The sequence below is a fragment of the Enterobacter sp. 302C9 genome (assembly GCF_034106085.1).
Taxonomy (GTDB): domain Bacteria; phylum Pseudomonadota; class Gammaproteobacteria; order Enterobacterales; family Enterobacteriaceae; genus Enterobacter; species Enterobacter asburiae_B.
Genome location: NZ_JAWNBW010000008.1, coordinates 12,876 through 27,330 on the forward strand (window position 1 = coordinate 12,876; position 14,455 = coordinate 27,330).

Consider the following 14,455-nt stretch of genomic DNA (forward strand, 5'->3'; position numbering starts at 1 on the left):
GTGATGAAAGCCTTTCGCTGGTGTGCATTAGCAGCGTTGATGCTGGCGGCGCTTCCTCTTCGCGCCGCCTGTACCTGGCCTGCCTGGGAGCAGTTTAAAAAGGATTACATCAGTGAGGGCGGGCGTGTCGTTGATCCCAGCGACACGCGCAAAATTACGACCTCGGAAGGGCAAAGCTACGCCTTGTTCTTTGCCCTTGCGGCGAACGATCGCAGCGCGTTTGACCAGCTGCTGACCTGGACGCGCGATAATCTTGCCAGCGGCAATCTCAACGACCATCTGCCCGCCTGGCTATGGGGCCAGAAAGATAAAGAGACGTGGGCGGTGATTGATACCAACTCCGCCTCTGATGCCGATGTCTGGATCGCCTGGTCTCTGCTCGAAGCGGGCCGGTTGTGGAAACATCCGGACTATACCCGCACGGGTAAGGCGCTGCTGAAACACATTGTCAGTGAGGAAGTGGTGAAAGTGCCGGGGCTCGGCGCAATGCTGCTTCCCGGTAAAGTCGGTTTTGCCGATGAAAACGTCTGGCGTTTTAACCCCAGCTATCTTCCTCCGCAGTTAGCGAGTTATTTCACGCGCTTTGGTCCTCCGTGGACCCAGCTTCGTGAAACCAATCAGCGTCTGCTGCTGGAGAGCGCGCCGAAAGGATTTTCGCCGGACTGGGTTCAGTATCAGAAAAACAAAGGCTGGCGGTTACAGCAGGATAAATCGCTGGTGGGCGGCTACGACGCCATCCGCGTTTATCTCTGGGTGGGAATGATGAGTGATAAAGATCCTCAGAAAGCCCGGCTGCTGACGCGCTTCCAGCCGATGGCGGCAAAGACAATGAAACGGGGTGTGCCGCCGGAGAAAGTGGATGTGGCGACGGGTAAACGCACCGGGAATGGCCCGGTCGGGTTCTCTGCCGCCATGCTACCGTTTTTACAACAACGTGATGCCCAGGCGGTTCAGCGCCAGCGCGTTGCGGACCATTTTCCCGATAACAATGCCTATTACAGCTACGTGCTGACTCTCTTTGGGCAAGGATGGGATCAGCATCGTTTTCGCTTCACCGCAAAAGGTGAATTAATACCGGATTGGGGCCAGGAATGCGCAAGTTCACAGTAAATCTACTCACTTTATCGCTTGGCCTGGCACTGATGCCGATGGCTGAGGCCGCTAACTCTCCGCAGCAGAAACAGCTGCTGGAACAGGTTCGGCTGGGCGAATCGACACAGCGTGAGGATTTGGTTCGTCAGTCGCTTTACCGTCTTGAGCTGATTGACCCGAACAACCCTGACGTCATTGCCGCACGCTTTCGCTACCTGCTGCGCCAGGGCGATAACGCCGGTGCGCAAAAAGAGCTGGATCGTCTGAAAGGGATTGCGCCGGGCTCGAGTGCATACCAGTCATCACGCAACACGATGCTGCTGTCCACGCCGGATGGCCGCCAGCAGCTCCAGCAGGCGCGTTTGCTCGCCACCACGGGACACACGCAGGAGGCGATTGCAGCCTATGACAAGCTGTTTGACGGCAACCCGCCGGGCGGCGACGTGGCGACGGAATACTGGAACGTCGTGGCGAAAGACCCCGCTCGCCGGAATGCGGCCATTAACCAGCTCAAGAAAATCAACACCAGCAGCCCCGGAAATACACAGCTGCAGGCGACGCTGTCCCAGCTATTGTTCCAGAGCGGACGCCGTGACGAAGGCTTTGCGGTATTGCAGGATATGGCTAAATCGACCAACGGGCGCAGCCAGGCGTCTGATATGTGGTATGACCAAATCAAAGGCCAGCCTGCCAGCAGCGCCAGCGTCAGCGCGCTGCAAAAATACCTGAGCGTATTCAGTGACGGCGATAGCGTCGTGGCGGCGCGTGCCCAGCTCGAAGAACAGCAAAAACAGCTCGCTGACCCGGCGTTCCGCGCGAAAGCGGAAGGGCTGGCGGCGGTGGATGCCGGGCAGGGAAGTAAGGCGGTCGCGGAACTGCAAAAAGCCGTCAGCGCCAACCATGCCGACAGTGAAGCGGTAGGTGCCCTTGGCCAGGCTTATTCCCAGAAAGGCGACCGCGCCCGCGCGGTGGCGCAGTTTGAAAAGGCGATTGCCCTCGATCCCCAGAGCGATAACCGGGGTAAATGGGACAGTCTGCTGAAGGTCAACCGCTACTGGCTGCTGATCCAGCAGGGCGATGCGGCCCTGAAGGCGAATAACCCTGCGCAGGCGGAGCGTTACTATCAGCAGGCGCGCAGTATCGACAATACCGACAGTTATGCCGTGCTGGGGCTGGGCGATGCCGCCGCGGCGCGTAAAGATAATGACGCGGCGGAACGTTACTATCGCCAGGCGCTGCGTATGGACAGCGGCAACAGCAATGCGGTCCGCGGCCTGGCTAATATTTACCGCGCGCAGTCCCCGGAGAAGGCCTCGCAGTTTATCCAGTCTCTCTCCGCCAGCCAGCGCCGGAGCATTGATGATATTGAACGCAGCCTGACCAACGAGCAGCTCTCCGCTCAGGCAGAACAGCTGGAAAATCAGGGGAAATACGCCCAGGCGGCAGAGATTCAGCGTCGTCGTCTGGCGCTCTCTCCCGGCGACGTGTGGATAACCTATCGTCTCTCGCGCGATCTCTACAGCGCGGGTCAGCGCAGCCAGGCGGATACCCTGATGCGTCAGCTTGCCAGCCAGAAACCGTCCGACCCGGATCAGGTGTATGCCAACGGGCTCTACCTTTCCGGTAACGATCAGGACCGCGCCGCGCTGGCGCATCTGGACACGCTGCCGCGCAGCCAGTGGAACGGCAATATTCAGGAGCTTGCCGACCGCCTGCAAAGCAACCAGGTGCTGGAAACCGCCAACCGTCTGCGCGACAGCGGCAAAGAGCAGGAGGCGGAAAACCTTCTGCGTCAGCAGCCGACCTCCACCCGCATCGACCTGACGCTGGCGGACTGGGCGCAGCAGCGTGGCGATCTGGCGTCGGCGAAAACGACGTACAGCGCCGTTCTGCAGCGTGAACCGCAGAACGAAGACGCGATCCTCGGCCTGACCGAGATTTACAGCGCGCAGGGCGACAAAGATGCCGCGCGCGCAGAGCTGGCGAAACTGCCCGCCGCGCAAAACGGCCAGCCGCTGTCGCTCAACATGCAGCGCCGGATCGCGATGGCGCAGGCAGGTCTGGGCGATTCCGCTGCCGCAGAACAGACCTTCAACAAAATCATTCCGCAGGCTAAATCGCAGCCCGGCTCCATGGAAAACGCGCTGGTGTTACGTGATGCCGCGCGTTTCCAGGCGCAAAACGGTCAGCCTCAGCAGGCGCTGGAAACCTATAAAGACGCGATGGTGTCGACGGGCATCACCACGACGCGTCCGGCCGACAACGACAGTTTCACTCGTCTGACGCGTAACGATGAAAAAGACGACTGGCTGAAGCGCGGCGTGCGCAGCGATGCCGGTGACTTGTACCGTCAGCAGGATGTTAACGTCACGCTGCAGCACGACTACTGGGGCTCCAGCGGCACGGGCGGCTATTCTGACCTGAAAGCGCACACTACCATGCTGCAGGTGGATGCTCCGCTGTCTGACGGGCGCATGTTCTTCAGAAGCGATCTGGTCAACATGGACGCCGGTTCATTTGATAACAATAACGGGACCTACGATCCAAAATGGGGGACCTGCTACGAAACGCCGTGTAGCGGCAACACCCATCAGTCCGACAATGGCGCAAGCGTCGCCGTCGGCTGGCAGAATAAGACCTGGGCGATGGATATTGGCACCACGCCAATGGGCTTTGACGTCGTCGACGTGGTGGGCGGCATCAGCTACAGCAGCGATCTGGGCCCCATCGGCTATACCGTTAACGCCCATCGCCGCCCCATCTCCAGCTCTCTGCTGGCGTTCGCCGGGCAAAAAGATACCAACACCGGCACCACCTGGGGCGGCGTACGTGCCACCGGTGGCGGCGTAAGCATGAGCTATGACAAAGGGGAAGCGAACGGCGTCTGGTCAAGCCTGAACGCGGAAACGCTGACGGGTAAAAATGTGGAAGATAACTGGCGCGTCCGCTGGATGACGGGTTACTACTACAAGCTCATTAATAAAAACAACGAGCGCCTGACGGTCGGCGTCTCCAATATGCTCTGGCACTACGACAAAGACCTGAGCGGTTATACCCTGGGTCAGGGCGGCTACTACAGCCCGCAGGAGTATGTCTCCTTCGCACTGCCGGTGACCTGGCGTAAACGCACGGAGAACTGGTCCTGGGAGCTGGGCGGCTCGGTGTCCTGGTCTCACTCGAAAACCAAAGACGAACTGCGCTACCCGATCCAGAATCTGATCCCGACCGATGAGCCAGACCGCTATACCGACCGGGGCGTGATGGAAACGGGCAGCAGCTCCTCAGGCACGGGTTATACCGCGCGGGCCATTATCGAACGCCGCGTAACGTCCAACTGGTTTGTGGGCATGGGCGTGGATATTCAGGAAGCGAAAGACTATACCCCAAGCCATGCGCTGATCTATGTGCGTTACTCTGCTGCAGGCTGGCAGGGCGATATGGACTTACCGCCGCAGCCGCTCATCCCTTACGCGGACTGGTAATCGGATTATCCTTAATCCATTTGTAAGTCTCTCTTAATAGCGCGGCAATCGGGTATACTCAGGCGCGCCAGGTTTACACCCTGGCGCGCCCTGCGCTTCGAGTTTTGTGGAGAGTCATTTTGCGTGTCAGCCGTTCCTTAACAATCAAACAGATGGCGATGGTTTCTGCCGTCACCGTGCTGTTTGTACTGCTCTTCTGCGTAATTTTGCTGTTTCATTCCGTACAGCAGAATCGCTATAACACGGCTTCGCAGTTAGAAAGTATTGCGCGCTCGGTGCGCGGCCCGCTCTCTGCCGCTATCCTGAAAGGGGATATTCCCGAAGCGGAAACCATTTTAAAACGCATTCAGCCTGCCGGCGTCGTTAGCCGCGCCGATGTGGTCTTGCCCAATCAGTTTCAGGCGCTGCGGATGAGCTTTATCCCGGAGCGTCCCGTCCCGATGATGGTGATGCGCCTGTTTGAACTGCCGGTGCAGATTTCGCTGCCCGTTTATTCGCTTGAACGCCCTGCCAATCCGCAGCCGCTGGCCTACCTGGTATTACAGGCGGATTCCTACCGCATGTATAAATTCGTCATGAGCTGGGTGGTTACGTTAGTGACCACTTGCTTACTTATGACGCTTATTCTCAGCGTGGCGCTCACCTGGTGCATTAACCGGCTGATTGTTCATCCGCTGCGCCGTATCGCCCGCGAGCTGAATACGCTTGCGCCGCAGGATCAGATGGGGCATCAGCTTGAGCTGCCGCGTCTGCATCATGACGATGAGATAGGCATGCTGGTGCGCAGCTACAACCTCAACCAGCAGCGCATTCAGCGCCAGCAGGATGAGTTAAACAGCAGCGCCACGCGCTTCCCGGTGTCGGAGCTTCCCAATAAAGCCTTCCTGATGGCGATGCTGGAGCAGACCGTTGCCCGTCAGCAAACCACGGCGCTGATGGTTATCGCCTGTGAAACCCTGCAGGACACGGCTGGCGTGCTCAGGGAGAGCCAGCGCGAAATGCTGCTGCTGACCCTGGTGGAGAAAGTGAAGTCTGTCCTTGCCCCGCGCATGGTGCTGACCCAGGTCAGCGGTTACGACCTGGTGGTGATTGCCAACGGCGTAAAAGAACCCTGGCATGCGATCACTTTAGGTCAGCAAGTACTCACTGTCATTAATGAGCGGTTGCCCATTCAGGGTATCCAGCTTCGTCCAAGCGCCAGTATCGGTATTGCGATGTACTATGGCGATTTAACGGCAGAGCAGCTTTATCATCGCGCGTTCTCGGCGGCGTTCACCGCCCGGCGCAAAGGCAAAAATCAGATCCAGTTCTTCGCGCCGGAAGAGATGGAAAAGGCGCAGCAGCGCCTGACGGAAGAGAGCGACATCCTGACCGCGCTGGATAACCGCCAGTTTGCCCTCTGGCTACAGCCGCAGGTGAATTTGCTGACGGGAGAAGTGAAAAGCGCCGAGGCACTGCTGCGCGTGCAGCAGCCGGATGGTTCATGGGAGCTGCCGGAAGGGCTGATTGAGCGCATTGAATCCTGCGGCCTGATGGTTACCGTTGGCTACTGGGTGCTGGAAGAGTCCTGCCGTCAGCTTGCCGCCTGGCAGGAGCGCGGCGTGACGCTGCCGCTGTCGGTCAATTTGTCAGCCGTACAGCTAATGCATCCGACCATGGTTTCAGAGATGCTGGAGCTGATCCATCGTTACCGAATCAAGCCTGATACGTTAACTCTGGAAGTGACGGAGAGCCGACGCATCGACGACCCTAATCAGGCAGTCGCAATTCTGAAACCGCTGCGCAATGCCGGCATTCGCATTGCGCTGGACGATTTCGGCATGGGATACGCCGGGCTGCGTCAGCTTCAGCATATGAAAACCCTTCCGGTGGATGTGCTCAAAATTGATAAAGCGTTTGTCGACGGTCTGCCTGGCGACAGCAGCATGGTGCAGGCGATTATCCAGATGGCGCGCAGCCTCAACCTGCATCTTATTGCCGAGGGGATTGAAACCGAAGCGCAACGCGCATGGCTGGCAGAGGCGGGCGTGGAGAGCGGACAAGGCTTCCTTTTTGCCCCTGCTGTTCCTTCGGATGTCTTTGAAGAACGATACCTTTCTGGTGCTGACAATAACGCAAAAGTGTAATTTTGTTGCTGGCTTGTGCGAGCCAGCTCAAAGTTCTTAACATTTGTGTTTCAAATTTGAACTGAGTTTATTTCTGTCCTGTTATGTGGGTGTTATTTTAAAGCCGCAGGTTAACCATAACCTTACAAAGCCTGTGGTTTTTCTTCCCAAGGACACCTTATGAAAACCTCACTCTTCAAAAGTCTTTATTTCCAGGTCCTGACAGCCATCGCCATCGGTATTCTGCTGGGTCACTATTACCCTGAGCTGGGCGCGCAAATGAAACCGCTTGGCGACGCGTTCGTTAAGCTCATCAAAATGGTCATCGCTCCGGTGATCTTCTGTACCGTAGTAACGGGCATCGCTGGCATGGAAAGCATGAAGGCGGTCGGTCGTACCGGTGCAGTGGCGCTTCTCTATTTTGAAGTGGTTAGTACCCTTGCGCTGATTATCGGTCTGATCATCGTCAACGTGGTGCAGCCGGGCGCGGGGATGAACGTAGACCCGTCAACGCTGGATGCCAAAGCGGTCGCGGTGTATGCCGAGCAGGCGAAGGATCAGGGCGTGGTGGCCTTCCTGCTGGACGTGATACCGGGCAGCGTCATTGGCGCGTTCGCCAGCGGAAACATCCTGCAGGTTCTGCTGTTTGCCGTGATGTTTGGCTTTGCTCTGCACCGTCTGGGCAGCAAAGGCCAGCTTATCTTTAATGTGATCGAAAGCTTCTCCCAGGTGATTTTCGGCATCATCAATATGATCATGCGCCTGGCGCCGATCGGTGCTTTCGGCGCGATGGCCTTCACCATCGGTAAATATGGCGTCGGTACGCTGGTGCAGCTGGGTCAGCTGATTATCTGCTTCTATATCACCTGTATCCTTTTCGTGGTCGTGGTGCTGGGCTCCATCGCCCGCGCGACGGGTTTCAACATCTTCAAATTTATCCGTTACATCCGCGAAGAGCTGCTGATCGTTCTGGGGACTTCCTCTTCAGAATCGGCGCTGCCGCGTATGCTCGACAAGATGGAAAAGCTGGGGTGCCGTAAATCGGTGGTCGGGCTGGTGATCCCGACGGGCTACTCCTTCAACCTGGACGGCACCTCGATATACCTGACGATGGCGGCCGTGTTTATCGCTCAGGCGACCAACAGCCATATGGATATTTTCCACCAGATTACCCTGCTGGTGGTGCTCCTGCTCTCCTCTAAAGGCGCGGCAGGCGTGACGGGCAGTGGCTTTATCGTGCTGGCTGCTACTATTTCCGCTGTGGGCCACCTGCCGGTGGCGGGTCTGGCGTTGATTCTCGGTATCGACCGCTTCATGTCAGAGGCGCGTGCGTTAACCAACCTGGTGGGTAACGGCGTGGCAACGGTGGTGGTGGCGAAATGGGTGAAAGAGCTGGATCACAAAAAGCTCGACGATACTCTGAATAACCGTTCAACTGACAGCAAAAATCCTGGCTTAACCTCTTAATCTTGTCACAAATGCCCGTATTCCCTTGTCGGGATGCGGGCTCCTGCGCATAATAACTGTTCGTACCTGTCATAATTCGACAAGATTTTTTTTGGGTATATTTCACTTCTGACCGTGACGTTTTGCCGAACGCGCGGTCTAATCGACGTGTTTTCATCGTCATCTTTAAGAGTGAAGCGCGTCGCGAAACACTCTTTTTTAACCAGGAATGTTGATCAGGGGTTCACATGCAGGGCACAAAAATTCGACTCTTAACCGGCGGTTTGCTGATGATGGCAGCAGCCAGTTATGTGCAGGCAGATGCGCTCCAGCCAGACCCGGCCTGGCAACAAGGGACATTAGCGAACGGTTTTCAGTGGCAGGTTTTAGCCACTCCGCAACGTCCCAGTGACCGTGTAGAAATCCGTCTGTCCATTAATACCGGTTCCCTCGCGGAAAGCACTCAGCAAACCGGTTTTAGCCATTTTATTCCACGGCTGGCGCTCACGCAGAGCGGCAGCCTGCAAGCGGTTCAGGTGCGTTCGCTTTGGCAGCAGGCCATCGATCCGAAACGCCCGCTCCCTCCGGCTGTGGTCTCGTATGACTACACCATGTTTAACCTGAGCCTGCCAAATAACCGTAACGACCTCCTTAAAGAAGCGCTTACGTATCTCTCCGATGCCTCTGGCAATCTGGCGATTACGCCGGACACCGTCAACTATGCGCTGAGCAACAGCGACATGGTGGCGACCTGGCCCGGGGATACCAAAGAGGGCTGGTGGCGTTACCGCCTGAAGGGCTCGACGCTGCTGGGACATGACCCGGCCGAACCGCTGAAACAGCCGGTGGACGCCGAACAGGTAAAATCGTTCTACCAGAAGTGGTACACCCCGGATGCGATGACGCTGATCGTGGTGGGTAACGTGGACAGCCGCGCGGTGGTGGAGCAGATCAACAAAGCGTTTGGTGATTTGAAAGGCAAGCGTGAAACGCCAGCCCCTGTCCCGACGCTTTCTCCGCTGCGTGCAGAGCCTGTCAGCATTATGACGGACGCTGTGCGTCAGGATCGCCTCTCCGTCATGTGGGATAACGCCTGGCAGCCAATCCGCGAGTCCGCGGCGATGTTGCGCTACTGGCGTGCCGATCTCGCGCGTGAAGCGCTGTTCTGGCACGTTCAGCAGACGCTGAGCAAGAACAACGTGAAGAATATCGGTCTTGGCTTTGACTGCCGCGTGCTGTTCCAGCGTGCGCAGTGTGCCATCAACGTTGAATCGCCGGGCGATAAGCTGAATGCCAATCTGGGCGTGGTCGCAAAAGAGCTGGCAAAAGTGCGTAAAGAGGGGCTTTCCGAAGAGGAATTCAACGCTCTCGTGGCGCAGAAAAAACTCGAGCTGCAGAAGCTGTTTGCGACCTACGCTCGCGCCGATACCGACATTCTGATCAGCCAGCGTATTCGTTCCCTGCAGAATCAGGTCGTGGACATTGCGCCGGAACAGTATCAGAAACTGCGTCAGGACTTCCTGAACGGTCTGACCGTCGAGATGCTCAATCAGGACCTCCGTCAGCAGCTGTCGCAGGAGATGGCGTTGATCCTCCTGCAACCGAAGGGCGAGCCGGAGTATGACATGAAGGAACTTCAGAAGACCTGGGATTCCATTATGGCTACCGCGCCGCAGCCTGCGCAGGCCCCCACGGCTGATGATTTACATCCGGACGCGACGGATATTCCGCAAGGGCAGTAATGCTTAAACATTCCCTCTCCCACAGGGAGGGAGTGTTCATCGTCCACTCTCCCTGTGGGGAGAGTAATCCCCAGTAATTTTCTACCTGAAGCGATGAATGTTGCTTCAGGTAAATGAATGACTTACAGCGATGCCCTGGTCCGGCTGTAAATCGCTGAGGTGTTTCCTGCAGGCCGGGGCGAGGCGCAGGAATGCGCCGAGAGGGCGGGCTTTACAGGGACGTTGCCTCCGCCCGTAACCGATAAGCCGGAAGGAATAAGCCGAGGGCACCGCGAAGCGGCGATTTATCGCCGGGAGCCCGGGTCGCCAGGGCGGCGGCGACTGAGCCGCCATGGCACGTTCACCGGTAATGTCGTTACAGAGTAGCAAGAAACATAAAGTGAACGGGATGACCACCAGAGCCGTATGTTCCCCCTCACCCCAGCCCTCTCCCTCAAGGGAGAGGGGGTAGTCCGTGCTGGCATTATTTTGTGGGGAACCCTCAGGCCTGTGGGAGAGGGTTAGGGTGAGGGCATCAGCCCGCACCCTCCTTAAACAGGCATCGCCTCACGCGGAATAATCGCCCCGCGATACTGAATCACCGTGCTGGCCGTCAGGTGCCCACGCTGTGCCGCCGCTTCCGGCGTTCCACCCGTCAGACGTACCGCCAGATAGCCCGCGCTGAATGAATCACCGGCCGCCGTGGTATCAATCACTTTCTCTTTGGCAAGCTTCACCGCCGGAACGTCAACCAGCGCTTCGCCCGCCACCGCGACCAGGCACGAATCCGCCCCGCGCTTAATCACCACTTCGCTCACGCCAGCCGCCTGCGTGCGTGCAATCACGTCCTCTACCGGTTTCTCACCCCACAGAGCGTCTTCATCGTCGAGCGTGAGGAAGGCGATGTCGGTGCACTGCAGCATCTGCTGATAGACCTGCTGCGTCTCTTCGCGGCTGGCCCACAGGCGCGGGCGGTAGTTGTTATCGAAAATAACCTTGCCGCCGTTTGCACGGCATTCGCGCAGCAGCGAGAGCAGCTTTTCACGGCTGGTAGGGCTCAGGATCGCCAGGCTAATCCCGCTCAGATAGAGGTAATCAAAGGTCGCCAGCTCTTCGCAGATGGCTGCGGCCGCGTCGCTCTCCAGCCAGAATTTGGCCGCGGCTTCGTTACGCCAGTAATAAAACGTGCGTTCGCCGGTGCTGTCGGTTTCGATGTAATAAAGCCCCGGGAGGCGGTTCTCCATACGCTGAATCAGCGACGTTTCGACATGTTCACTCTGCCAGGCCTCCAGCATTTGCTGGCTGAAGCTGTCCGTGCCCAGGGCGGTCACGTAGTTCACCGTAAGCGCCTCAGGTGCAACCTGACGGGCAATATAAACGGACGTGTTTAACGTATCGCCACCAAATCCGCGGCTGACTTCCGCGCCTTTTTGTGACAGCTCAATCATGCATTCGCCAATCACGGCAATTTTTTTGGACATAGTCGTGAACCTGAACAGAAGAATTATCAGCAGTGTGCGCTGAGTGAATTAACCGGTCAACTATATTAAAACAACGTTCCATTATTTTATTTGAGCCAGCGCGTGTTCCCGCGCATTTCTGTCATCTTAATTTCATTTTCCCGGTGAATTGAACATAAAGTTCTCAATTGTCGCGCCGATAATCCTGTGACGAGTCCAGAAAGGCTATCCCAACAACAGGACATCTGAAATGAAGTCAGAGCAGGTTATCCAGCGGCTGAGCACTACGCCTGAGGCAAGTATTGAGAACTTGCAGGAGCATCGCTACTGGCTGCAATGTGAGCGTGCGTACACCTATCAGCCGATCTACCGAACAGATGGTCGACTGATGGCAATTGAAATTTTGACCGTCGTTACGCATCCCTCAAACCCTACTCAGCGCATCGCGCCGGATCGCTATTTTGCCGAAGTTGCCGTTCGCCAGCGTCTGGACGTGCTGGAAGAGCAGCTTCGCATGCTGGCGACGAAGCAGTCCTTTTTCGAACGGCACGATATCCTCGCCTCGGTGAACGTCGATGGTCCAACCCTGCTGGCGCTGCGTCAGAACGCAAAATTGCAGGAGCTGATCGCCACCCTGCCGTGGATGCGCTTTGAGCTGGTGGAGCATGTCCGCCTGCCGCAGGATTCCTCGTTTGCGTCGATATGCGAATACGGCCCGCTGTGGCTGGATGACTTTGGCACCGGCATGGCGAACTTCTCCGCCCTGAGTGAGGTGCGCTACGACTACATCAAAGTGGCCCGCGACCTGTTCATTATGCTGCGTCAGACCCCGGAAGGGCGGAATCTGTTTACGCTGTTATTACAGCTGATGAACCGCTATTGCCAGGGCGTGATTGTTGAAGGTGTAGAAACACTGGAAGAGTGGCGTGATGTGCAAAACTCTCCCGCAGCGGCGGCGCAAGGCTATTATCTCTCCCGCCCGGTACCCATGGATCGCCTCGATAGCGTGATAACGACCCTCTGATAAGCCCGCTTCCCTTTGTCTGGACTATAGTTTTACAGGACAGGTCATCAGGAAAGGGGATAAAAATGACGAGAACAACCAGGGTAATCTCCTGGACAGCAGGGATTTTCTTGTTGTTGATCGTGGTCGTCGCCATCATTATTGCGACGTTTGACTGGAACCGTCTCAAGCCGACCATCAACCAGAAAGTCTCAACCGAACTGAACCGCCCCTTCGCCATACGCGGTGATTTAGGGGTGGTATGGGAGCGTCAGAAAGAGGAGCCCGGCTGGCGAAGCTGGATCCCCTGGCCTCACGTCCATGCCGACGACATCATTCTCGGCAACCCGCCGGATATCCCCGACGTCACCATGATCCACCTGCCGCGCGTTGAGGCCACGCTGGCTCCGCTGGCGCTCCTCACCAAAACGGTCTATCTGCCGTGGATCAAACTTCAGCAGCCCGATGCGCGTCTGATCCGACTTTCAGAAAAAAACAACAACTGGACGTTTAACCTTGCCAGCGACAGCGAAAAAGATCCGAATGCCCGGCCTTCTTCCTGGTCGTTCCGTCTCGACAATATTCTCTTCGATCGCGGGCGGATCGCCATCGACGATAAGGTCAGCAAGGCGGATGTGGAGATCCTCGTCGATCCGCTGGGCAAACCGCTGCCGTTTAGCGAGGTAACGGGCACGAAAGCAAAAGGCGACGCGGCAAGCGTAGGCGACTATGTCTTCGGCCTGACGGCAAAAGGACGCTACAACGATCGGCCTCTCAGCGGTAAAGGGAAAATAGGCGGCATGCTGGCGCTGCGGAGCGAAGGCACGCCGTTCCCGGTGCAGGCGGACTTCCGTTCCGGTAACACCCGCGTGGCGTTCGTTGGCACGGTCAACGACCCGATGAATATGGGCGGCGTCGACCTTCAGCTTAAATTTGCCGGCGATTCGCTGGGCGAGCTGTATGAACTGACCGGCGTGCTGCTGCCGGATACCCCGCCGTTCGAAACGGACGGGCATCTGGTCGCCAAAATCGATACCGAAAAATCGTCCGTTTTTGACTACCGGGACTTCAACGGCCGTATCGGCGACAGCGACATCCACGGCGCGCTGACCTACACCACCGGAAAACCGCGCCCGAAACTGGAAGGGGATGTTGAGTCCCGTCAGCTGCGTCTGGCCGATCTTGGTCCGCTGATTGGCGTGGACTCGGGTAAAGGTACCAGGTCGAAAGAGGTCAAAAAGGATGTTCAGCCTGCGGGCAAAGTGCTGCCATACGATCGTTTCGAAACAGACAAATGGAACGTGATGGATGCGGATGTGCGCTTCAAAGGCGGAAAAATTGAACATGGCAGTACGCTGCCGATCAGCAATCTTTCGACCCATATTCTCCTCAAAAATGCCGACCTGCGCCTGCAGCCGCTGAAGTTCGGCATGGCGGGCGGGACAATTTCCTCGAACATTCATCTGGAAGGCGATAAGAAGCCGATGCAGGGACGGGCGGAGATCCAGGCGCGTCGATTGAAGCTGAAAGAGCTTATGCCGAACGTAGAGCTGATGCAGAAAACCCTCGGTGAAATGAACGGTGATGCCGACATTCGCGGCGTGGGGAACTCGGTGGCGGCGCTGCTGGGCAGCGGCAATGGTAACCTGAAGCTGCTGATGAACGACGGGCTGGTCAGCCGCAACCTGATGGAGATCCTGGGGCTGAACGTCGGTAACTACGTCATCGGGCAAATTTTTGGTGATGACGAGGTGCGGGTGAACTGCGCGGCGGCAAATCTGGATCTGGTTAACGGCGTGGCGCGCCCGCAGATATTTGCCTTCGACACGGAAAACGCGGTGATTAACGTGACCGGGACCGCCAGAATGGCCTCGGAGCAGCTTGATTTGACGATTGACCCGGAAAGTAAGGGGATTCGTATCATCACCCTGCGCTCGCCGCTTTACGTGCGCGGAACCTTCAAAAACCCGCAGGCGGGCGTGAAGCCCGGACCGCTGATTGCGCGCGGTGCGGTGGCTGCGGCCCTGGCGACGCTGGTCACCCCGGCCGCAGCGCTGCTGGCGTTGATTTCGCCGTCAGAAGGCGAGGCCAATCAGTGCCGGACTATTTTGTCGCAGATGAAGAAGTAGCTCCCTTTCTCCCTCTC

Annotated in this window: 8 protein-coding genes; 7 read left to right on the forward strand and 1 reads right to left on the reverse strand. The window is 57.4% G+C overall.

The annotated features are described in order from the left end of the window. Positions 1-3: 3 nt before the first annotated feature. The 5 genes from bcsZ to UR289_RS15365 all read left to right on the forward strand — a co-directional run bounded on the left by bcsZ (position 4) and on the right by UR289_RS15365 (position 9,867). Entirely contained in the window at positions 4-1,110 is a 1,107-nt protein-coding gene (bcsZ, locus tag UR289_RS15345) for a cellulose synthase complex periplasmic endoglucanase BcsZ (RefSeq protein WP_064673668.1), read from the forward strand. After that, positions 1,092-4,574 carry a cellulose synthase complex outer membrane protein BcsC gene (bcsC, locus tag UR289_RS15350; RefSeq protein ID WP_320710798.1) on the forward strand — a complete coding sequence of 1,161 codons (3,483 nt, stop codon included), beginning with the start codon at positions 1,092-1,094 and terminating at the stop codon, positions 4,572-4,574. The genes bcsZ and bcsC overlap by 19 nt, the downstream gene beginning before the upstream one ends. A gap of 119 nt (positions 4,575-4,693) precedes the next feature. Continuing rightward, the gene (gene hmsP, locus UR289_RS15355; RefSeq protein ID WP_069303403.1) at positions 4,694-6,700 is read left to right on the forward strand and encodes a biofilm formation regulator HmsP; all 2,007 of its coding nucleotides are present in this window, start codon (positions 4,694-4,696) and stop codon (positions 6,698-6,700) included. A gap of 159 nt (positions 6,701-6,859) precedes the next feature. Next, positions 6,860-8,146 carry a dicarboxylate/amino acid:cation symporter gene (locus UR289_RS15360; RefSeq protein ID WP_023309587.1) on the forward strand — a complete coding sequence of 429 codons (1,287 nt, stop codon included), beginning with the start codon at positions 6,860-6,862 and terminating at the stop codon, positions 8,144-8,146. A 227-nt stretch (positions 8,147-8,373) separates the two neighbouring features. Then, on the forward strand, positions 8,374-9,867 hold the full coding sequence (locus UR289_RS15365) for a M16 family metallopeptidase (protein ID WP_058842091.1): 1,494 nt from the start codon (positions 8,374-8,376) through the stop codon (positions 9,865-9,867). 530 nt (positions 9,868-10,397) lie between these two features. Here UR289_RS15365 and UR289_RS15370 read toward each other — a convergent pair. Continuing rightward, positions 10,398-11,327: a sugar kinase gene (locus tag UR289_RS15370; RefSeq protein WP_045355919.1), complete on the reverse strand. Its 930-nt coding sequence runs from the start codon at positions 11,325-11,327 to the stop codon at positions 10,398-10,400. Between the two features lie 229 nt (positions 11,328-11,556). On the opposite strand from UR289_RS15370, the gene pdeH reads away from it, so the two are divergent. Continuing rightward, on the forward strand, positions 11,557-12,330 hold the full coding sequence (pdeH, locus tag UR289_RS15375) for a cyclic-guanylate-specific phosphodiesterase (protein ID WP_039263033.1): 774 nt from the start codon (positions 11,557-11,559) through the stop codon (positions 12,328-12,330). A 65-nt stretch (positions 12,331-12,395) separates the two neighbouring features. Further along, complete coding sequence (locus UR289_RS15380; RefSeq protein WP_320710803.1) at positions 12,396-14,438, forward strand: AsmA family protein; 2,043 nt, start codon at positions 12,396-12,398, stop codon at positions 14,436-14,438. Positions 14,439-14,455 lie beyond the last annotated feature (17 nt).